This is a genomic window from uncultured Roseobacter sp. (assembly GCF_947495025.1).
In the GTDB taxonomy this organism is placed as follows: domain Bacteria; phylum Pseudomonadota; class Alphaproteobacteria; order Rhodobacterales; family Rhodobacteraceae; genus Roseobacter.
Genome location: NZ_CANLXG010000002.1, coordinates 1,151,213 through 1,172,057 on the forward strand (window position 1 = coordinate 1,151,213; position 20,845 = coordinate 1,172,057).

At 59.4% G+C, this 20,845-nt stretch carries 21 protein-coding genes; 11 read left to right on the forward strand and 10 right to left on the reverse strand.

The window, feature by feature from the left end:
• Positions 1 to 5: 5 nt before the first annotated feature.
• From Q0792_RS13800 to Q0792_RS13815, 4 genes are all read right to left on the reverse strand, one after another.
• A complete protein-coding gene (locus tag Q0792_RS13800) occupies positions 6 to 953 on the reverse strand; it encodes a phytanoyl-CoA dioxygenase family protein (RefSeq protein ID WP_298841576.1) in 948 nt (315 codons plus the stop codon).
• Between the two features lie 15 nt (positions 954 to 968).
• Positions 969 to 2,591 carry a TRAP transporter large permease subunit gene (locus Q0792_RS13805; RefSeq protein ID WP_298841579.1) on the reverse strand — a complete coding sequence of 541 codons (1,623 nt, stop codon included), beginning with the start codon at positions 2,589 to 2,591 and terminating at the stop codon, positions 969 to 971.
• Positions 2,591 to 3,520 carry a TRAP transporter small permease subunit gene (locus tag Q0792_RS13810; RefSeq protein WP_298841582.1) on the reverse strand — a complete coding sequence of 310 codons (930 nt, stop codon included), beginning with the start codon at positions 3,518 to 3,520 and terminating at the stop codon, positions 2,591 to 2,593. Before Q0792_RS13810 ends, Q0792_RS13805 begins: the two co-directional genes overlap by 1 nt.
• Positions 3,521 to 3,593: 73 nt before the next feature.
• Complete coding sequence (locus tag Q0792_RS13815; RefSeq protein ID WP_298841585.1) at positions 3,594 to 4,616, reverse strand: TRAP transporter substrate-binding protein; 1,023 nt, start codon at positions 4,614 to 4,616, stop codon at positions 3,594 to 3,596.
• A 186-nt stretch (positions 4,617 to 4,802) separates the two neighbouring features.
• On the opposite strand from Q0792_RS13815, the gene Q0792_RS13820 reads away from it, so the two are divergent.
• A complete protein-coding gene (locus tag Q0792_RS13820; protein ID WP_298841588.1) occupies positions 4,803 to 5,492 on the forward strand; it encodes a GntR family transcriptional regulator in 690 nt (229 codons plus the stop codon).
• On the opposite strand, the gene denD is transcribed toward Q0792_RS13820, so the two are convergent.
• Both denD and Q0792_RS13830 read right to left on the reverse strand, forming a co-directional pair.
• A complete protein-coding gene (denD, locus tag Q0792_RS13825) occupies positions 5,456 to 6,439 on the reverse strand; it encodes a D-erythronate dehydrogenase (RefSeq protein ID WP_298841591.1) in 984 nt (327 codons plus the stop codon). The two genes, Q0792_RS13820 and denD, sit on opposite strands and share 37 nt — an antisense overlap.
• Positions 6,436 to 7,323, reverse strand: a complete 888-nt coding sequence (locus Q0792_RS13830; RefSeq protein WP_298841595.1) for an NAD(P)-dependent oxidoreductase — start codon at positions 7,321 to 7,323, stop codon at positions 6,436 to 6,438. Before Q0792_RS13830 ends, denD begins: the two co-directional genes overlap by 4 nt.
• 200 nt (positions 7,324 to 7,523) lie before the next feature.
• Between Q0792_RS13830 and Q0792_RS13835 the strand changes: the two genes are divergently transcribed.
• Genes Q0792_RS13835 through Q0792_RS13855 form a run of 5 tightly spaced genes read left to right on the forward strand, consistent with a single transcriptional unit; the run spans position 7,524 to position 13,015 of the window.
• Entirely contained in the window at positions 7,524 to 8,285 is a 762-nt protein-coding gene (locus Q0792_RS13835) for an SDR family oxidoreductase (RefSeq protein ID WP_298841598.1), read from the forward strand.
• On the forward strand, positions 8,282 to 10,081 hold the full coding sequence (locus Q0792_RS13840; protein WP_298841601.1) for an IlvD/Edd family dehydratase: 1,800 nt from the start codon (positions 8,282 to 8,284) through the stop codon (positions 10,079 to 10,081). The genes Q0792_RS13835 and Q0792_RS13840 overlap by 4 nt, the downstream gene beginning before the upstream one ends.
• A 34-nt stretch (positions 10,082 to 10,115) precedes the next feature.
• On the forward strand, positions 10,116 to 10,964 hold the full coding sequence (locus tag Q0792_RS13845) for a fumarylacetoacetate hydrolase family protein (protein ID WP_298841604.1): 849 nt from the start codon (positions 10,116 to 10,118) through the stop codon (positions 10,962 to 10,964).
• A gap of 2 nt (positions 10,965 to 10,966) precedes the next feature.
• The gene (locus tag Q0792_RS13850; RefSeq protein ID WP_298841608.1) at positions 10,967 to 11,917 is read left to right on the forward strand and encodes a 2-hydroxyacid dehydrogenase; all 951 of its coding nucleotides are present in this window, start codon (positions 10,967 to 10,969) and stop codon (positions 11,915 to 11,917) included.
• Between the two features lie 3 nt (positions 11,918 to 11,920).
• Positions 11,921 to 13,015, forward strand: coding sequence for a mandelate racemase/muconate lactonizing enzyme family protein (locus tag Q0792_RS13855; RefSeq protein WP_298841611.1), 1,095 nt, complete (start codon positions 11,921 to 11,923; stop codon positions 13,013 to 13,015).
• A gap of 3 nt (positions 13,016 to 13,018) precedes the next feature.
• Here Q0792_RS13855 and Q0792_RS13860 read toward each other — a convergent pair whose 3' ends face one another.
• On the reverse strand, positions 13,019 to 13,672 hold the full coding sequence (locus tag Q0792_RS13860; RefSeq protein ID WP_298841614.1) for a ChrR family anti-sigma-E factor: 654 nt from the start codon (positions 13,670 to 13,672) through the stop codon (positions 13,019 to 13,021).
• A 5-nt stretch (positions 13,673 to 13,677) separates the two neighbouring features.
• On the reverse strand, positions 13,678 to 14,202 hold the full coding sequence (locus Q0792_RS13865; protein ID WP_298841895.1) for a sigma-70 family RNA polymerase sigma factor: 525 nt from the start codon (positions 14,200 to 14,202) through the stop codon (positions 13,678 to 13,680).
• A gap of 263 nt (positions 14,203 to 14,465) precedes the next feature.
• On the opposite strand from Q0792_RS13865, the gene Q0792_RS13870 reads away from it, so the two are divergent.
• From Q0792_RS13870 to Q0792_RS13890, 5 genes are read left to right on the forward strand one after another with little or no spacing between them, the layout of a single operon-like run.
• Complete coding sequence (locus Q0792_RS13870) at positions 14,466 to 15,794, forward strand: NAD(P)/FAD-dependent oxidoreductase (protein WP_298841617.1); 1,329 nt, start codon at positions 14,466 to 14,468, stop codon at positions 15,792 to 15,794.
• A complete protein-coding gene (locus tag Q0792_RS13875) occupies positions 15,791 to 16,549 on the forward strand; it encodes a DUF1365 domain-containing protein (protein WP_298841620.1) in 759 nt (252 codons plus the stop codon). Before Q0792_RS13870 ends, Q0792_RS13875 begins: the two co-directional genes overlap by 4 nt.
• Positions 16,549 to 17,778, forward strand: coding sequence for an MFS transporter (locus Q0792_RS13880; RefSeq protein ID WP_298841623.1), 1,230 nt, complete (start codon positions 16,549 to 16,551; stop codon positions 17,776 to 17,778). The genes Q0792_RS13875 and Q0792_RS13880 overlap by 1 nt, the downstream gene beginning before the upstream one ends.
• Positions 17,779 to 17,781: 3 nt before the next feature.
• Complete coding sequence (locus Q0792_RS13885) at positions 17,782 to 18,342, forward strand: DUF3833 domain-containing protein (RefSeq protein WP_298841626.1); 561 nt, start codon at positions 17,782 to 17,784, stop codon at positions 18,340 to 18,342.
• A complete protein-coding gene (locus tag Q0792_RS13890; protein WP_298841629.1) occupies positions 18,342 to 19,073 on the forward strand; it encodes an SDR family oxidoreductase in 732 nt (243 codons plus the stop codon). The genes Q0792_RS13885 and Q0792_RS13890 overlap by 1 nt, the downstream gene beginning before the upstream one ends.
• Before the next feature lie 95 nt (positions 19,074 to 19,168).
• Here the strand turns inward: Q0792_RS13890 and Q0792_RS13895 are convergent, their stop codons facing one another.
• Together Q0792_RS13895 and Q0792_RS13900 are read right to left on the reverse strand one after the other, a co-directional pair.
• On the reverse strand, positions 19,169 to 20,224 hold the full coding sequence (locus Q0792_RS13895) for a saccharopine dehydrogenase (protein ID WP_298841631.1): 1,056 nt from the start codon (positions 20,222 to 20,224) through the stop codon (positions 19,169 to 19,171).
• A gap of 2 nt (positions 20,225 to 20,226) precedes the next feature.
• Positions 20,227 to 20,844, reverse strand: a complete 618-nt coding sequence (locus Q0792_RS13900) for a glutathione S-transferase family protein (RefSeq protein ID WP_298841633.1) — start codon at positions 20,842 to 20,844, stop codon at positions 20,227 to 20,229.
• Position 20,845 lies beyond the last annotated feature (1 nt).

Genomic DNA, 20,845 nt, shown 5'->3' on the forward strand with positions numbered 1-20,845 from the left:
CTCCTCTACGCGCAGAACGGCGCGTCGCTTTGCCAGCGGTGGATAGGTATATGTGCTGTCGATGCCAGACGTGTGCGGGCATCTTCCCACATTAGCTGCCACTGGCGCCAGTCCGTCAGTATGGTCCCGGGTGCCGAGCGGCTCCGGGCAACAAAATCAGGGAAATGGGCCCGACCCGTCGGCTGGCCGGTCACATTATAGCGTACATCGAACGACCACCTGAAACCGTTCGTGACGTTCACGCGGGAAGAATGAGGCGTCAGCGGGTGGAACAGAACGATACCGCCCGCGCTGACAGGCAGCGGAACTGCCTGCTGCTCGTCGATGAAGCCATCTGCAATAGCCGTCTGGGTTTTGGGGCAGTGCGGCAGCATCTCACGATGGCGACCGGGCAGCACCTGCAGACAGCCGTTCTCGGGGGTCGCATCCGTCATGGCGATCCAGACCGTGATCATATCGGTGCTGTCTGCTTCTTCCAGCCCGACGCCCCGGTCCTGATGCCAGTCGGTTGCCGTGATATGCGCGCGGACCTCATCGCCCTTCAGCGTCCTGGCAGGCGGTTTGATGCGGACGTGCTGGATAGGGTTCGAGGTAATTTCTGGCCCGATCAGTGCCTCGATCACATCGAGGATTTCGTCGCACCGCAACAGATCAAAGACCGCAGGGCCAAAGTGCATCGGTGTGTCGGCCGCGATCTCGTCACCAGGCAGGCTGATATCCATCGGCTGGAACCAGTCACACCCGGCGTCATAGGCGATCTGGAGCTTTTGCCAGAAGGTCAGGTCATCCGGTGCTTTGGCGACTTTGCCTGCATCGAACCAGCCATTGTACAGCCGGTCCAGCAGGCGTGTGTATTCCTCCCCGACCGCCTGACGGGTGACGTCCGGAACGATGTCGGGCAACACCAGATAGCCGTCGCGTTCAAATCGGTCTATCTGCCGTGGTGTCAGCATCTGATGTTCCGGACCTCAGAGAAGAATGGACACGATCGGCGGCCAGATCAGCAGCACCGACAGCGCGCAGAGCTGGATACCGATGAAGGGCAGGAAGCCTTTGAAAATATCGGTCAGGCTGATGTGTGGCGGCGCAACGGACTTCAGGTAGAACGCCGCAGGGCCAAAGGGCGGGCTGAGGAAGCTGACCTGCATGTTCATACAGAAAACCACACCGAACCAGATCGCCACGTGACGCGGGTTCAGCTCGCCAAAGACACCGATCTCCTCAATCGGCAGACGCTGCACGATGGGCAGAAAGACGGGAATGATCAGAAGAACAATACCAACCCAGTCCATAAAGGCACCCATAAAGAGCAGGATCAGCATCATCGCCAGGATGATCCCCATGGTTGGCAGGTCCGAGCCGACGATGAAATCAGCAACATATGTCGGGCCACCGGCAATGGTATAGGCACCCGCGAGGGCCGCCGCACCAATGGTCACCCAGATGATGGTGCCTGTGGATTTCAGCGTGCGCATCAGGCTGTCCCACACCAGGTCGAACGAGCCCTCGCCGCGCAGAATGGCGATGACCAGAACCGCCAGTGCGCCCATGCCTGCGGCCTCGGTAATGCCGGTAATCCCGCCATAGATCGAACCCATAACCACACCGATCACGACGATCGGCGGGACCAGACCTTTGCCCATTGCCCAGCCTGTTGCCGTCGCGGCACGCCCGAGGACGCCGAACATCAGCACAAATGACAGGACAACCGCGCCGCCGAACCAGGGCAGATAATCCGCTGTGCCGTATGCAAAAGAAGCGCCGGTGTTGGTGGCGTTCTGGCCGGACAGCTCAAAGAACAGGGCCCGCAGGAACAGCACAGTTGAGAAACCGGCGACCAGCACCGACAGGAACGCAATGAAGAGTTTAAATTTCTCGAAGCCCTGCGGCTCGCCCTCGACCGGGTCGGGCAGGGGCGCATGATCAGGACGCAACTGGGTGCGGATGATGATGTAGATGATGATAAAGCTGGCCAGCATGAAACCAGGCAGGAAGGACGCCGTAAACAGCGCTTTGATCGAGGTCTCGGTGATCAGGCCATAGATGATCAGAACGATCGACGGTGGGATCATCGTGCCCAGCGAGCCGGATGCGCAGATTGTACCGATGGCCAGGTTCTGGTTGTAGCCAAGACGCAGCATCTGCGGCAGTGCAATGAGACCAAGCAACACGACCTCGCCGCCAATAATGCCGGACATTGCAGCCATGATGACGGCCATGATCGACGTGACGATTGCAATGCCGCCGCGGGTGCGGTTCAGCCAGACATTAAGCGAGGAGTACATATCCTTTGCGATACCGGAGCGTTCCAGCAGAGCAGCCATGAAAATAAACAGCGGAATGGATATGAGTACGTAGTCGGTTAAGAGCCCGTATATCTTCTGCGCCAGAATATTCAGCGGTCCGGCACCCGGTCTGCCGGTCAGAATACCATCCCCGAAACTCAAAGGGTCCATCAGCAGCGTTGGTTCGAATTTCATCACCAGCACCAGCACTGCAAGGATTGCCGATGCGAACCCCAGCGGCATCCCGATGGCCAGCAGCAGAACAAGGCCCAGCATCAGGACCAGTGAGATCGTTCCGATATCCATCAGTTTTTCCCCGGTGTCGTCTGTTGAATAGAGCCGCGTGTCACGTCCAGATCCCCGGTGCCATCGCTGCCAACTGCGGCCTTGAGGCGTTCCAGTTCGTCCTGATCGATATCATCCGCAGCCGAGTGGATTACCGGCTCGGCGTTCCAGTCGGAGACCAGATTGACAATCGCCTGAAACGCCACGAGCACAACGACCAGCAAAACCATTGGTTTGAGGGTCGCCGGAATGGGTGGGTCGAACGCAGTTCCGAAAGTTTCCCAGCGGTAGAATTTGTCAAAGGCTTCGCCATAACCGCCGTAGACGAGGAAAAAGGCAAACGTGACGATGAGCAGCGTAGAGATGCAGTCGCAGACACGCTGCAGCGCCCGCGGGAGCATGTCGTAGAGCAGAAAAATGCGGATGTGGCTGCGCTGCTGCATGGCGTAGAGTCCCGCGCAGAGGAACACAAAGCCCGCCAGCCAGAGCGACAGTTCGTTTGCCCACAGCGTGGGGGCCTCAAAGACATATCGCAGGATGACTTCATAGATCATCACGGAGCAGAGCAGGACGATCAGCATCATTGTCAGGCGTCCGATGAAGACAGCGAGGCGATCCAGCGCCTTCCAGCTTTCGAATTCCATCGGCGCGCGCCGGACTGTACGCACTCCGATCACCCCGAACACGGGCAGCAGGAGAAGGGCAGTCCAGTCCACGGCGTCGGCGTATCCACCAAAGAGACCACTCAGACCAGGCGTTACGTCCACGCGCGCAAAAAGAGCAGACAGTTTGTCGTATTGTGATGCATCTGTCGGCGGCACCCACGACAGGGTGAATGCCGGCAGGTGCCACGTCAGCCATCCCGCGCAAAGGATGAACGCGAGCGGTACAATCCACTCGACAAGGCTTCCGGATTTTTCCTGCATGACTTCCCCCCTCACACTGGCCATTTGTCGAATTGTCCTGGCCGTCGGGACAAAAAAGACCCCGCCTTGGCAAGGCGGGGTCCGGGTTCAGCTCAGCTTACTGCTTGAGGCCCAGCTGTTCGAGGTAGGCAAGGTGCGAGTCCACCAGGGCTTTTGCCTCGGGTGTGTCCGCAAACTCCGGCCATGTGGCCTGAGCCGCTGCACGGAATTTCGCCAGTTCTTCAGGTGCCCACTGGGACAGTGTCACACCGTCTGCACGCAGCTGTGCGGCCGCTTCGGCGTTCTTTTTCTCGAACGTCAGAGCTGTGCGCAGCGCCAGCGCTTCCATTGCAACCTTCATGATCTTCTGGTGGTGCGCAGGCATCGCGTCGAACACGGCCTTGTTGCACGCCAGGTGGTCAGACGGCATTGAGTGGAAGCCGGGGAAGTTGGCGTATTTCACGATGTCATAGAGACCGAGACCCACGTTGTTTGCGAGGCCCGATGCGTCTGCACCGTCAATGATGCCTGTTTCCAGAGCGGTAAAGATTTCAGTGAAATCCATCACGATGGGCGAGGCGCCAAGCTTTTCAAAGATTTTTGTTTCCATGCCGGGGGGCGAACGGAATTTCCAGTCTTTGAAGTCCTCAACCTTGGCAATCGGCTTGGACGAGGCAAAGCTCTCCTGGCCGTAAACCCACCAGCCGATCAGCTCCATGCCATACTTGTTGTAAAGCGGTGCTGCAGCTTCCTTGCCGCCACCGAAATACAGCCAGCTCAGCTGCTGATACGGCGTGTCGTAGCCGCCCATGATGTCGCCCACAAACTGGAATGCGGAGTTTTTACCGGTCTGGTAACCACCACCGGTCATGTCGCAGTCGAGGATGCCCGTGGATGCCGCGTCAAATGTCTCCACCGACTTCACGACGGAGGACGAGTAGAACATTTCCACTTCGATCTCGCCGTTGGACATGGACTGGATGTCGTCAATGTACTGTGCTGCAAGTTTACCGGAAACGGTCTCAGGCGCGTAATGCGTCTGAATCCGCAGTTTTGTTGTGTCGGCCGACGCGGTGAAAGCTGTCGAAGCAGCAAGCGCTGCTGCGACGGCAACCGTGGCCGCCTTCTTCATGATTGTCATGTTGTCCTCCCAGACGTTGAGCGCACTTGGTTAGAAGGCCTGTGGCCCTTTTTGATTACGCTGTCGAAACGTTAGGCCGAGCGCAGCGCATCGCGCAAGAAATAATTTTATTCCGGGTGAATTTTGATATTTTGTTTGAATTTCGCGTTTTTGGACGTACACCAAAAAGACAACGGGAGGATTTTGATGAGTACGCAGGACGCGGACATTTTTGACGATATGCGTCATCGCCTGATCACCGGCGAGTTCGGGTACGGTACCAAACTGCGCGCTGAAAAGCTACGTTCGGATTACGACTGCTCTGCCAGCACGGTGCGCGAAGTCCTTTTCCGGCTGTCGACTGTCGGACTGGTGGAGTTCCAGGAACAGCGTGGTTTTCGTTCGCCTTATCAGTCTCGTGAGCGCCAGCATGACCTTACCCATATGCGAATCATGCTCGAATGCGAAGGTGCCTGCCTGTCCATCCGGCTGGGCGGCGTAGAATGGGAATCGCGCCTTACGGCAGCTCATCACAAACTGTCGCACATTGAAATGCGGGTCCGCTCCTCGGGCGATGTTTCCCCGCTTCTCAACCTGTGGAGCCGTGCGGAGCAGGAGTTCCACGAGACGCTGATCGAGGCATGTGGCTCTGCGCTGCTGATTCGCACGCACGTCGTAATTTACGAACAATTCCGGCAGCAACTCGTGTCTGCGGAAACCAACTATGGCTACTTTCCCGAGAATATCCCCGAACATCAGGCGATTCTCGACGCGGCGCTGGACCGAAACGAGGACCTCGTGCGCAAACGTATCCACGACCACCTTGCCCGTAATCTGACCCATCCGTTGCCGGGCAAGCATCAGACTGTGGCGTTTGGCAAATCCTCTTTGATGTAAACATCGACGATCTCGTCAAAGCTGGATTCGGCTCTGAACCCGAGCGCGACGGCGCGCTGCGGGTCGAAATCCCGTGGCCATCCCTGCACGATTTTCATGATCGCCTCGTCCGGCGCCTGCCGGATCAGATCAACGGCATTCTGACCTGCTGCACGTCTGAGCGCTTCAATCTGTTCTGCGACGGTACAGCTGACACCGGGCAGACTGAGCGCGCGACGCCCTTCAAGCCGGGCAGTATCGAGGCCCGCAGCATGCACCAGAAACCCGGCGGCCGAGCGGGGTGAGGCGTGCCAGTGCCGCACGGTATCCGGAACCGGCAGTATAGCTTCGATCCCGTTCAGCGGCTCGCGGATGATGCCGGAAAAGAACGAAGAGGCTGCAAGGTTGGCTTTGCCGGGGCGCACACAGATCGTCGGCAGGCGCAAAGACATGCCGTCAACAAACCCTTTCCGGCTGAAATCGGTGACCATCAGCTCGCAGATTGCCTTTTGCGCCCCATAGCTCGTCTGGGGTGCTGAGAGGAATTCATCTCCGATCTTCTCGGGATAAGGCGCGCCGAAAACCGCAATTGAGGACGTGAATATCAGTTTCGGCACATAGCTTCCGCCGCTTGCATTGTGCTCGTGCCGCAGGGCTTCGAGCAGATGCCACATCGACATCATGTTGATGGCCCAGCCTTTCTCAAAATTGGTCTCGGACTCTCCGGAAACGATCGCAGCCAGGTGAAAAATCACATCGGGGCGCAGTGCCGCCAGCCGGCCCGCCGTAGCTGGGTCACCGAGGTCACCGGTCATCTGTTCCGGACCCTCAACGCCCGCCGGCGGAAACCCGACATCAAAAAGGATCGTCTGCGGCGCAGGACCGCCGCCCAGCCCCTCGTGAACCAGACGGGCAGCCAGTTTCTGACCCACCATACCACCACCGCCAAGGATAAGAACGCGGGTCATGTCGGGAGTCCGTTTCTTGACAGCAGTTCCAGGTAGAGCCCGGAATGATCGCGCTCCCCGCCATCCATCGCGTCAATGAAATGCTGGAAACGGTCGCGGACACTCTCTGTCGCGGGCAGCGTCAGGCCAAGAGATGCAGCCTCGTCAAGCGTGTTGTTCAGATCCTTGACCTGGAATTTTGTCAGCCCGCCGGGATCAAAGTTCCGGCTGGTCATACGCTCGCCGTGCTGCTGCAGAATCACACTGTCGGCAAACCCGCCCTTGAGTGCGGCACGAACGGCAGCAGGATCGGCGCCGCCCTGTTCTGCCAGCAGCATTGCCTCGGCAACCGCTGAAATGGTGACCGCCACGATTGTCTGATTTGCCAGTTTGGAAAGTTGCCCGGAGCCGGATGGACCGACATGCACGGGCCGCCCCATTGCTTCGAAAACCGGTCTCGACTTTTCAAATGTTTCGGCGGTGCCGCCAACCATGATAGCAAGGCTCGCCGCCTCTGCCCCTTTCGTGCCGCCGGAAACCGGCGCATCGAGATGCCCGATACCAAGGCCCATCAGAACTTCAGCCTGTTCACGGGCGTGCTCTGGTTTCGCTGAGGACATGTCGATCCAGACAGCGCCCGGCGACAGGGCGGCCTGTATTTCGGCATCGCTGATCAGCGCACCAGACGCAAAACCGTCCGAGAGCATTGTGATGACAAACTCTGCATCCCGTACGGCGTCGGCGGGGGTTGCAGCGAGGGTCGCCCCCTCAGCAACGAGGGGTTCGGCACGCGCGGTACTGCGGTTCCAGACGGTCAGCATGTGACCGGCGCGCAGAAGGTTCTGCGACATCGGAAAACCCATCAGTCCGGTGCCAATGAGTGTGACCTTGCGGGGTTGTGTCATGAGTGCGGTTATCCTCTCGTCGCTTCAGACAAGGCTGTAGCCAAAGTTAATACTGTGTCATACGCTAACGGAAACCAGCCGCCGAACCAGCCCGTTTGACGGTTTTTTTGACGACAACAGCAAAGAGAATACAGATCAGTCCGTTGCCCGTGTCAGAGAGTGACCCGCGCCGAGAGACTAACTGTGTCGGGGGGAAAACATTGACATCTCAGAGGCTTAAAGGAAAACGCGCGCTGATCACGGCTGCGGGTCAGGGGATCGGGCGGGCCACTGCGCTGGCGATGGCAGCCGAAGGCGCAAAGGTGTTTGCGACCGATGTAAACATGGAAGCGCTATCTACGATTCGCGACGCGAATCACGAAAATCTGGAAATTTTCGAACTTGATGCGCGCAGCGATGAGAGCGTCAGTACCGGCGTTGAAAGGGCCCGCCCGGATGTGTTGTTCAACTGTGCGGGCTTCGTGCATCACGGCTCTGTTCTGGAGGCGACAGACCAGGAATGGGACTTTGCCTTTGATCTGAATGTGCGGTCAATGCTGCGCACGATCCGCGCGGCCCTGCCAGGAATGCTGGAGCGTGGATCAGGGTCGATCATCAATATGTCATCGGCCTGTTCGTCGGTCATCGGTGCGCCGAACCGCTTCATCTACGGGACGACAAAGGCAGCTGTCATCGGGCTGACCAAATCGGTCGCGGTCGACTATGTCGCAAGTGGCATCCGCTGTAACTGTATCTGCCCGGGCACTGTGGAAAGCCCCAGCTGGCATGAACGCGTCGACGCGCTGGGCGAAAAGCTCGGCAGTAAAGAAGAAGCGCTGAAACAGTTCGTCTCCCGTCAGCCGATGGGCCGCGTTGCGACGGCAGAGGAGATCGCTGCCCTGGTCGTTTACCTTGCAAGCGACGAGAGCGCATTCACCACAGGACACCCCCATATCATTGACGGAGGATGGTCAGGACAATGACCAGGAAAATCGGAATCGAAGATCTGCGGTCGCGCAAGTGGTTCATGAACCCGGACAACCCGGAAATGACAGCGCTTTATCTGGAACGCTATCTGAACTACGGGCTGACGCGCGACGAGCTGCAGTCAGGCAAGCCGATTATTGGTATAGCGCAGACCGGCAGCGACCTCAGCCCCTGTAACCGCCACCATCTGGAACTGACCAAGCGCGTGCGTGACGGGATCATCGCCGCGGGTGGTACCTGCATCGAAGTGCCGGTTCATCCGATCCAGGAGACCGGTAAAAGACCCACCGCAATGCTGGACCGCAATCTTGCCTATCTCAGCCTCGTCGAGACGCTTTTTGGCTATCCGCTCGACGGCGTTGTGCTGAACATTGGCTGTGACAAGACCACGCCTGCGCTTCTGATGGCGGCGGCGACCGTCAATATTCCTGCCGTGGCTTTGTCTGTGGGCCCGATGCTGAACGGTTACTTCCGCGGGCAGCGCACGGGGTCGGGCACCATCGTCTGGAAAGCGCGCGAGATGCTTGCGGCGGGCGAAATTGACGATGACGGTTTTATGGAGCTCGTTGCGTCTTCGGCGCCGTCTGTGGGCTACTGCAACACGATGGGCACCGCAACGACAATGAACTCGCTTGCCGAAGCGCTGGGCATGCAGTTGCCCGGTGCTGCTGCGATTCCCGCTCCTTACCGCGAGCGGGGCCAGATCAGCTATGAGACCGGCCGCCGGATTGTGGACATGGTCTGGGAGGACCTGCGCCCTTCCGACATCATGACCCGCGAGGCCTTTGAGAACACGATTGTCATCAACTCCGCCATTGGCGGGTCGACCAATGCGCCCATCCATCTCAACGGTATCGCGCGCCATCTTGGTGTTCCGCTCGACAATAATGACTGGCAGAAGGTCGGCCATGATGTACCCCTGCTTGTCAACCTGCAGCCGGCCGGCGAATATCTGGGCGAAGATTATCAGCATGCAGGCGGCGTACCCGCCGTCGTCGGCGAGCTGATCGCGGCAGACCTGTTACCCCATCCGGATGTTATCACGGCGAACGGTCGGACCATGGCGGAAAACTGCGGGCACCTGCGCAGTGAGGACACAAAGGTCATCAAACCCGTGTCCGATCCGCTGAAATCGCAGGCCGGGTTTATCAACCTGACAGGCAATCTTTTTGACAGTGCGATCATGAAAACCAGTGTGATCAGCGACAGTTTCCGTGCAAAATACCTTTCCAGTCCTGACGACCTGAACGCTTTTGAAGGCCGGGCGGTTGTTTTCGATGGTCCTGAGGATTTCCATCACCGCATTGATGATCCGTCTGAGAACATTGACGAGGATTGCGTGCTGTTCATGCGGGGCGCGGGACCGAAAGGGTATCCCGGCGGCGCCGAGGTCGTGAATATGCGTCCACCATCATACCTGCTGAAAAAAGGTGTCGAAGCGCTTCCCTGCGTGGGTGACGGGCGACAGTCCGGCACATCCGGCAGCCCGTCCATTCTGAACGCCTCGCCCGAAGCGGCGGCGGGTGGGGGGCTTGCGCTGCTGCAAAATGGTGACCGGGTCCGCATTGATCTGAACAAATGCACCGCTGACATGCTCGTCCCACTCGACGAACTGGCCGAACGTGCCCGCGCATTCGAGGCGGCAGGCGGCTACGACGCGCCGGAAAGCCAGTCGCCCTGGCAGCAGTATTTCCGCGAGAAAGTGGGCCGTTTCGACGAGGGTATGATCCTCGAGGGTGCGGACAAATACCAGGACATCTCGCGCCGCTTTATGCCGCGCGACAACCACTGACGCGCCGAAGGCGCAAGCAAACTGAGGAAGACCTATGAAACTCGTACGTTACGGCGCACATGGTGCCGAAAAACCCGGAATGATGGACGCAGACGGCGTGCTGCGTGATCTTTCGGCGCATGTGAACGATATTGATGGCAGCATGCTTTCCGAAGCGGCGCTGGACAAGCTGCGCGCAATTGACCCTGCCAGTCTGCCCGTGGTCAGCGGCGACCCGCGTATCGGTGTCTGTGTCGGCAATATCGGCAAGTTTATGTGCATCGGTCTGAACTATTCGGACCATGCTGCCGAACAGGGTCTGCCTATCCCCGAGCATCCGATCCTTTTCATGAAGGCCAATTCGGCCATCGTCGGCCCGAATGACGATGTGGTTCTGCCGCGGGGCGCGAAACGTGGTGACTGGGAGGTCGAGCTGGGTGTGGTCATCGGCAAACAGGCCAAATATGTCAGCAAAGAAGACGCGCTTGACTACGTCGCGGGCTATTGCGTGTGCAACGATGTGTCCGAGCGGCATTTCCAGACGCAGCTGACGGGCACCTGGACCAAAGGTAAATCCTGCGACACCTTCGGGCCCACCGGCCCCTGGCTGGTGACGCGCGATGAGGTGCCGGATCCGCAGGCGCTGGACATGTCACTGGACCTGAACGGCAATCGGATGCAGACGGGCAATACTTCCACGATGATTTTCACCGTGGCCGAGATCATTGAACACCTCAGCCAGCTTTTCACACTTTATCCCGGCGATGTTATCAGCACAGGCACACCTCCGGGTGTCGGTGACGGGATCAAACCGGACCCCGTCTATCTGAAAGCGGGCGATGTAATGGAGCTGGCCATCGAGGGCCTCGGCGCGCAGCGCCAGAACGTCAGAGAGGATGCATAACCATGGCAGATCTTTTTATGATTGGCGGCGCCACACCTGTGATGATGGAACGGCTTGAGTCCAGGTTCACCATTCACAAAGCGTCAGATATGGACGACCCGCAGGCCTGGCTGGTCGAAAACGGCGCCTCTGTCGGGTATGTCGCGACCAACGGGCACGATGGTGTGAAACCGGAATATATGGCTGCGATGCCAAACCTGAAGGCGATCAGCTGTTACGGCGTCGGTTATGATGCCATCGACACGAATGCGGCTCGCGAAAAGGGTGTTGTGGTGACGCATACCCCCAACGTGCTTAACGCCGAGGTTGCGACCACTGCGGTGATGCTGATGATGGCGTGCTACCGCGAACTGCTGCGCGATGATGCCTGGGTCCGTTCCGGGAACTGGGAGGCCAAGGGCAATGCGCCGCTTACCCGTTCGGTGGACAACCAGACCGTTGGTATTCTGGGTCTGGGGCGTATCGGGCAGGCGATCGCTGACAAGCTGGCGCCCTTTGGCACCACGGTGGTTTATCACTCGCGCAGTGCAAAGGACGTTCCCTACAGATACTATGGCGATCTGACCGAAATGGCGCGGGATGTGGATTGTCTGATCTGCATCACGCCCGGTGGGCCTTCGACAAACCGGATTGTGAACCGTGACGTGCTTGAGGCGCTTGGTCCGCAGGGGACGCTGATCAATGTATCACGCGGGTCGGTTGTCGACGAGCCTGAGATGATTTCAGCGCTGCAGGACGGACGGCTTGGCTGGGCAGGGCTTGATGTGTTCGAGGCCGAACCCAAAGTGCCCGAGGCGCTGCGTGCTCTGTCAAATGTGGTGCTCCTGCCGCACGTTGGCAGCGCCACGCACGAGACCCGCGATGCCATGGGCGCACTGACCGTTGATAACCTGCTGCAGCATCTCGAGGATGGCACGGTTATCAGCCCGGTGCCGGAATGCGCGGATATGTGAACCATGTCCCGGATTGCATCGGTTGAGGCGCGGCTCTTTAATGTGCCGCTGGATGAAGTGCTTGTGGATGCCAGACACGGCTCCCACAGCCACTTTCATCTGATCACTGCGACGGTTACGCTGGAAGACGGCAGCCAGGGGACCGGGTACACCTACAACGGTGGCCGCGGTGGCCATGCGACGGCGGCGATGATCACACATGATCTCGCACCGTTTCTGGTCGGGCAGGACGCGGCTGAGGTCGAGGCGCTCTGTGATGCGATGCAGTGGCATATGCATTATGTCGGTCGCGGAGGTATCCTGAGCTTTGCGATCTCCGCGGTGGACATCGCGTTGTGGGACCTGCGGGGCAAGGCCTCTGGCCGGGCGCTCTGGCAGATGGCCGGAGGTGCGGGGAAAACCTGCAAGGCGTACGGTGGTGGCATTGACCTGGCGTTTCCGCTGCCCAAACTGCTGAGCCACGTTCAGGGTTACCTTGATGCCGGCCTCGGCGGTGTCAAAATCAAGATCGGCCAGCCCGATCTGAGCGACGACATCGAGCGTATCCGGGCGGTGCGCGCACATATCGGACCAGAGCCGGCCTTTATGATTGATGCCAATTACTCTCTGACTGTGGAGCAGGCGATCACTCTGGCGCAGGCAGTTTCGGCTGAGAATATTCTGTGGTTTGAAGAACCGATCATTCCGGACGATTACCCGGGTTACGCAGAGATCACGCAGGCGACTGGCATGGCGGTTGCGCAGGGGGAAAACCTGCACACCATCCATGAGTTTGAAATGGCTCTGACACAGAGTGATCTTGGGTTTATCCAGCCCGATGCCTCAAACTGCTGCGGGATCACCGGGTGGCTACAGGTCGCGAAACTGTCGGAAAAAGCGGGGGTGCCGGTCTGCAGTCACGGGATGCAGGAGCTGCATGTCGGACTGGTGTCGGCTCAGACAAATGCCGGCTGGATCGAAGTGCACAGCTTTCCGATTGACCGATACACAACGCGCCCGCTCGTGGTCGAGAACGGGCGCGCAGTTGCGTCAGATGCGCCGGGAACGGGCGTGACCTTTGACTGGTCACGGCTCGCACCCTACGAGGTCTCGCTCTGAAGATCAGATACGCAGGAAACGCTGCGCGATTTTCGGGATGAGGCTGTCAAACCGCAGCGGTGCGTCGGTGACGGCCAGGCAGATGCAGTCCTCGTGAATGTCAGCAACCGGCGTGTGGTGCAGCTCGCTGTCCGCAATTTCCACATCTCCACGCGCAAAATAGCCATCGTCGTCCTGGAACGCACCCTGCAGCACCATCGTCATTTCGGTGCCGTGGTGACCATGATCAGGCATTGCAGCGCCTGCCGGAATAAAGAGAAGCCGCGCTGACGCCTCGCGCGAGGTCGGCAGGATCGCCTGTTTGACGCCCATACCAACCGGCTTCCACTTTATGGCATCCAGGTCGCCACCGACGTAATCCTGGAGCGGTTGTGGCAGAACACTGTCTTTCGCACGCGGCGCGCGGATTGTGTCAACCGGGCCGCCTTCGATCAGCGACAGAGTGGCCGCAAAGCTGTCGTGGGACATTTCATGCGTTCCGGACTGATCCAGAATTTCGCCGCCCAGAGCGTCATAGCTCTCTGCGCTTGCACGGCAGGTGTCGCACATCGAAAGATGCGAGGCGACGATCAGGTTGAACGCTTCGGGCAGGGTGCCTGCAGCATAGGCCATCAGGATGGCGTCGTTCAGATGATGTTTGATACTGTTACTACTCATGGCTTTCACTTCATTACGTGGCGCAGGCGTTCCAGCGCCAGCCGAATTCTCGATTTGATCGTGCCCAGCGGCAGACCGGTTTCAGCAGCGATTTCACTATGGGTCAGATCCCCGAAATACGCCTTTTCAATCAGTTCCCGTTGGCTCTCGGGCAATTCCGCCAGGGCGGCGCCGAGTATTTTGCTTTCCTGTTGCAGGTTCAGGACGTCTTCCTGATCCGGCTCTGCCTCGGGGCCCCAGGTGAGGTCCTCCGGCTCTGGCCTGCGCTGGCGGCGCAGGATGTCAATCTTTCTGTTCCGGGCGATGGTAAAGATCCACGTCGCCACCGATGCCCGTGCGGGATCAAACTGGTGCGCCTTGTGCCAGAGCGCTGCCATCACGTCCTGCGCGCACTCCTCTGCAAGTGACGGATCAGCGCCGGAACGCATCAGAAACCCCTTTACCCTCGGCGCAAAGTGATCGAACAGCTCACCAAAAGCCTGACGGTCTTTGTCGTCACGGATCCGTATCATATGCGAGACCCATAACATGCGGGCCGGATTGTCGCTTGCCTTCACCTTAGAACGCCCTGAAACGCCAGTACTCCCGCGCAAAAACACCGGGGGCCGCGGCACCCGCGATGCATTTCCGTCATGTTTTCCCACTTCCACACTTTCGAACATACCTTCACTACGCTGCAGGTGCACAACCGGATCAAAAAAAACTTTATCTTTGCAGGGCAATCCATTTACGGGACGATCCCGTAGATAACACTAGTTAAGACAAAACAATCATCCGGACGGATCAAGACTATATGCCCTTTGAAGCGCTCACGACAGGCGACATCACCGACAACATTCCCGCGCACCAGCCACAGAAGATCGCCATCATCGGTGGCGGCATTACCGGCATGGGGGCGGCCTTTATGCTTGCCCGTGACCATCATGTAACACTCTACGAGGCCGAGCCCAGGCTTGGTGGCCACGCCCGCACGGTTATGGCCGGCCGGAACGGTGACCAGCCGGTGGATACCGGCTTCATCGTATTCAATTATGCCAACTACCCTTACATGGCGGCGCTCTTTGACCAGCTCGATGTACCGGTGGTGAAATCGAATATGAGCTTCGGTGCATCCATTAATGGCGGGGCGCTGGAATACGCGCTGACCAGCCTGGATGCATTGTTTGCGCAGCGCCGCAATGCCGTCACGCCGGCCTTCCTGCGCATGGTCCGCGACATTCTGCATTTCAACAAAATTGCGCTGCGGGTGGCGTCAGATCACGCGCTGACCCTGCGTGAATTCCTCGCAAAGCTGGGAACGGGCGACTGGTTCCGCGACTACTATCTGTTGCCGCTCTCCGGCGCGATCTGGTCCACGCCGACGGAAAAAATAATGGATTTTCCGGCCCACGCGATGATCCGCTTTTTTGAGAACCACGCGCTGCTCAACACGACGGGCCAGCACCAGTGGTATACGGTCGACGGCGGCTCGACCGAGTATGTGCAGCGTCTCGGTGACGCTCTGCGCGACCGGGGAGTGCGCATTCTGACCGGTGCCCCGGTGCAGTCCGTATCGCGCATTGGTGGCCAGATCGCTGTGCGTGCCGCGGGCGCTGAGGCGGAAGTCTATGACCACGTTGTCTTTGGCACACATTCCGACGATACGCTGAAACTGCTTTCAGACGCGACTCCGGAAGAGTGTGACGCGCTGGGCGCGGTTGCCTATCAGCCCAACGACATTGTGCTGCACGCTGACGAGCGCATTATGCCATTGCGCCGGAAAACGTGGGCAAGCTGGGTCTATACTGAGGACCGGGATGCCCGGTCTGAGCGGATTGATCTGACCTACTGGATGAATTCGCTGCAGCCGATCCCGCACGATGATCCTCACTTCGTCACTCTGAATACCAGACGAACGATCCGTGAAGAGCTGATTTATGACCAGGTGACACTGCGGCACCCGGTATATGATCTCGCAGCACTGGCCGCGCAGGAGAAAGTCCGTGCCTTCAACGGAGCGCACAATACCTGGTTCTGCGGGGCCTGGATGAAAAACGGTTTTCACGAGGACGGTCTGTCCAGCGCCGTGGATGTGGTGCGCGCGCTGCGGGCTCAGAATTCGGCGAAGATGGCTGCTGAATGACGGCAACCGTCGATCATATCGCGGGCCTGACCTATCACGGTCGTAAAGGTGCGGTGGCCAACGCTTTCCGTTATTCGGTGGATTACGTGCTGCTCGACGCCGAGGCAGAGCTGCGCACGCCCTGGCTGTTCAGGCGCAACCGGCGCGGCCTGACCTCGCTGCAGGATACCGACCACGGTGGTCCCCCTGGCAAAGGACGCGGGGCGCTGTGGGTGCGCGATGTGTTGGAGCAACACCAGATGACCGGTGTTGAACAGATCGAACTGCTCGCACAACCGCGCCTTATGGGTCACGTATTCAACCCTGTCAGCTTCTGGCTGTGCCGCCGGGCGGATGGCGCTCTGATCACAGTCATTGCTGAGGTCAGCAACACATTTGGTGATCGTCACAGTTACCTGTGCCACCACGCAGATCTCGCGCCGATCCTGCCGTCTGACACACTGAAAGCACGCAAGATTTTCCATGTGTCGCCGTTCCAGCCGGTCGAAGGCGGGTATACCTTCCGGTTCGACATCACCTCGGAACGCATCGGGATCTGGATCGACTATGCGCGCCCCGATGGCGGTCTGATCGCCACGCTGACGGGAAAACGCCGCCGTCTGAGCAACCGCACAATCCTTGCATCCGCAATCCGCCGTCCGTTTGGTTCGCGGCGTGTACTGACCCTGATCCACTGGCAGGCGCTTAGGCTCTGGCTGCGCGGTGCGCTGTATCGCGCACGCCCCACACCGCCCGAAAAGGAGGTGTCCCGGTAATGCAGACCGCCGACCGCCTGCCCGCCTATTCAGTGTTTGCAGCCCTTCTGTCGGCTGCAGGCCTGCCGATCTATATCCATGCGCCCAAGTTTTATGTCGACGAATACGGCGTTTCGCTGGCGGCGCTGGGGGCGGTGCTCTTCGGGTTGCGGCTGCTTGATGTGGTGCAGGACCCGCTGCTCGGGCGATTGTCGGAACACCTGCGCGATCGCAGAGGACCGGCTGTGGCCGTCGGCTGTGCGGTGATCGCAGGCGCGATGTTGCTTTTGTTTGCCGTGCCGCCGCTTTTGCCCGCCCTGGTGTGGTTTGGTCTTTGTCTGACCCTCGTTTTTTCGGCGTTCAGTTTTCTGACGATAAATTTCTACGCTCAGGGTGTCGTCAAAGGTACTGCACTCCGGGGCCAGGGACATCTGCGCCTTGCACGGTGGCGCGAAAGCGGTGCGCTGATGGGTGTCTGTGTGGCGGCGGTCGCACCTGTTGCGCTAGGGGCGGTGTTTTCAGCACCATTTGCCGGGTTTGCCGCCGGGTTTGCTGTGCTGGCACTGGCCGCATGGTTTCTGATGAGGGACGAATGGAGTACCGCCGGCCTTGGTGCCTCTACCGGGTTTGCTGCCGTGCTCGCAGACCCGCTCGCCCGACGTCTGCTGCTCATTGCGCTGGTCAATGCAGCGCCGGTTGCTGTCAGTTCCACCTTGTTTCTTTTCTTTGTCGAAAGCCGCCTTGAAGCGCCCGGATTTGAGGGGCCATTGCTTCTGGTCTTCTTCCTGTCTGCTGCACTGGCCGCCCCTCTCTGGGGTGCGCTGGCCGAGCGTATCGGGGCGCGTGACGTACTGCTCCTGGCGATGGTCCTGGCGATCATCTCTTTTGGTTCTGCCTTTACGCTGGGCCCTGGCGACTGGCTTCTTTTTGCGGTAATCTGCGTGGCTTCCGGAGCCACTCTGGGCGCCGATCTCACCCTGCTGCCGGCGATCTTTGCGACCCGCATGGCGCGCATATCGCCGTCTGCATCAGAAGGGTTTGGCCTGTGGTCCTTTGTATCCAAGCTGACACTTGCTTTTGCTGCGGTATCGCTCCTCCCTCTGCTCGAAAACGCCGGTTTCAGGAGTGGTGCTGCCGATAATCCGCCCGAAGCACTGGCGCTGCTCACGTTTTTGTACGCCGCTGTGCCCTGTGCTCTGAAACTGGTCGCAATACTTCTGTTGTCTGTAACCAACCTGAAAGAGGCCTGAGACATGACCGTCTGGATCTATATCTTCACAGGCGCTTTGCTGGCGCTGGCCCTGTTCTGGATCAAGGGGATGTTCATGGGCTTCGCGGCTCAGCGACCCGAAGACTACGAAGATGAACATCCGACGTTTGACATCCGTCAGCACCTGAATGGTCAGCTTGTCTGTGAAGGCGTGATCTATGGTCCGCTCGGTCGGGTCAGCAGCCGTTTTGTGGCGGACTTTGACGCCTCGTGGGAAGGCGACAAAGGGTTGATGAAGGAACGTTTTGTCTATGACGACGGCAGTGTTCAGGACCGGGAATGGCACCTTGAACTGAGGTCCGATGGCGCCATCGCCGCAACCGCGCCTGATGTGGTCGGCGAGGGACGTGGCAGGCAGTCAGGCTCTACGGTGCTGCTGCGCTATAACATCCGCCTGCCGGAGAACTCAGGCGGGCACGTGCTGAATACTGTCGACTGGATGTATCTCACGCCAAACGGAACGATCATGAACCGCTCTCAGTTCCGCAAGTTCGGTATCAAGGTTGCTGAGCTGGTGGCGACAATGCGACCCCGGGAGGCCTGATGCGCAGCTGGCATGGAAAACGCTACTGGCTGGTTGGCGCCAGCGACGGGCTGGGTGCTGCTCTTGCACGCCAGATGAGCGCGGCTGGCGCGCATGTGATCGTTTCTGCGCGATCAGAAGACAGCCTGAAATCAGTCGTGGCAGACCTTCCGAATGAAGGGTCTTATCAGACCGTTGACGTCTCGGACGATGCCAGCGTCGCCGCTGCTGCGGAGGCCATAGGCGAAATTGACGGAGTGGTGTTCCTTGCCGGTGTTTACTGGCCCTTCGGCTCAACAGACTGGGACGCCGAAAAAGCAACGGCCATGGCGGACATAAACTTTACCGGTCTGATGCGTGTGATGGGCCATGTTGTGCCCGCGATGGTGGCGCGGGACAGCGGGCACATTGTCATCACCGGCAGCCTTTCCGGCTTTCGCGGGCTGCCCGGGTCGATCGGGTACACCGCCTCAAAGGCGGGAACGATGTCACTGGCCGAGTGCATGTATGCCGACCTGCGCAAAACAGGGGTGCAGGTGCAGGTGGCAAACCCGGGTTTCATCAAAACGCGGCTGACGGACAAGAACACCTTCCGGATGCCCTTTCTGATGACGCCCGAAGAGGCCGCAGATTATATGTTCCGTCATATGGAGACCCGACGCTTCAAGCTGAGTTTTCCGCGTGTCTTCTCGTGGGTCTTCCGGGGCAGCCAGTTACTGCCGGACTGGCTTTATTTCCGGATCTTTTCCTGAGGCGTGTTTCATGCTGCGGGTGGACAGGATGTTTTTCCGCCTGCGGCGGGAGTATTTGGAGAAGGGTGAAAGGCGGGTGTGCCTTTTCCCATGCGTCAGAGGCGGGCCAGATGGTCGTGGAATGTTTTTTCCGCGCGCGACCAGATATCTGCGCCCGGCGTGCCGAGCGTCTGCAGGACGGGCAGCAGTTGGGCGGCGAAATCCTCGCTGCTCTCAAGGGGCAGTATTGACGGGAGGTTGTCGATCGCGGTCACGTCCAGCACCGGATCTTCACAGACGCGCAGGGCAGGCTCCCGCCAGGTTGTGGCCCTGTCGTAAACTTTGATCGGGGAAAAATCACTGTCCGGGTCGCAGGCTATGTCGCCGATGACGCTCAGCCTGCGGGGAGGTGTGAGAGCGGATGCCGGCACAAACACCGGTGTGCCGGGCCGCGCCAGTATACAGTTAAAAAAGAGATCATGCGCCAGAACCTCCGGGAAGGGACCGCCACCGGCAGTTTCCGCCACATCCCATCTGGTGCAGGCTACGCCCATGGCCGTACACAGATCAGCTGCACCGCGCCCGACGCGTCCCAGCGCGCCGATAATCAGCGCGTCAGGGCGATGCGTCCCGGTGGCCAGCAGATCAGCCTGCAGTTCCGACAGCAGGTGGGTGGAACTCTGATACGCGCCGACGGGGCCCGGAAGGTGTCCTTTTTGTTGTGCGGCCCAGCATTTCAGCGCGACAGCCGCGCCTGCGTATCCGGCCCAGTACCCGAACGCCGCGACGCGGGCACCGTTGTCGTCTGTGAGGTATTCGAGGTCCAGCAGCATGCCACCACCTGCACGGAACCGCTCCAGCAGGCACAGCCCGGCAGGCTGTCCTTTGAACGCGTGGCCGAACATGATGTGCCGGTGCGGCAGTGGCGTGCCGTCATCCGGCAACTCCTTGAGGCCGAAGATCACGGCATCCGCAGGCGCCCTGGTCCAGCTGCCGGAAGGTGCCATCCTGCAGCCTGTCTTTGCGTACTCCTCATCCGGAATAACGCGCGTGGCACTGTGCTCGACGGTAACTGAAAGGCCAGCTGCCATCAGCTCTGCAACACCCCCGGGTGTAACCCCGACACGTGTTTCATTGTCGCGCTGCTCGGCGCGGACCCAGATATGCGTCATGGTCAGATCAGCCCTTTTTCTGCGACAGCCCGAACAGACGGGCGCATCTGCATCCTGTCCATGAAGCCCGCAATACCTGGAAAGGCTGTCAGCGGGACGCCGTCGCCTTCCAGCCAGCTGCAGACCACAAAGGCATAGATGTCCGCCAGAGAAAACGCGTCGCCCAGCACCCAATTGCCCTGCAGGCAGTCATTCTGGAAATAGGCAGCGCTGGCCGCCATTGTCTCTGGCACCATCGCCGTCATATCCGCATGACTCTCCGGATTTTTGGCCCAGCGGTGCCCACGCCGGTTATGGGCGTGGTTCACATGCATTGTTGAGGCCATGTAATACATCACGCTGCGCATCTGCGCGGCGGCCACAGGATCAGCCGGGACAAGGCCTGCGTCCGGTGCACCTGCCCCGATGAATTCCAGAATGGCACCGGTTTCCGTCAGAAGTGTGCCGTCAGCAGTCTGCAGGACAGGCACCCGTCCTTTGGGGTTCAGCTTCAGGTATGCGTCCGAGTGCTGTTCACCTGCGGCGACATCGACCGGAACCAGTTCGTGATCAGTCCGGGTTTCCTCAAGTGCAATTGCAGCTGCAACAGAAATCGTGCGCGGGGCAAACCAGAGTCGCATG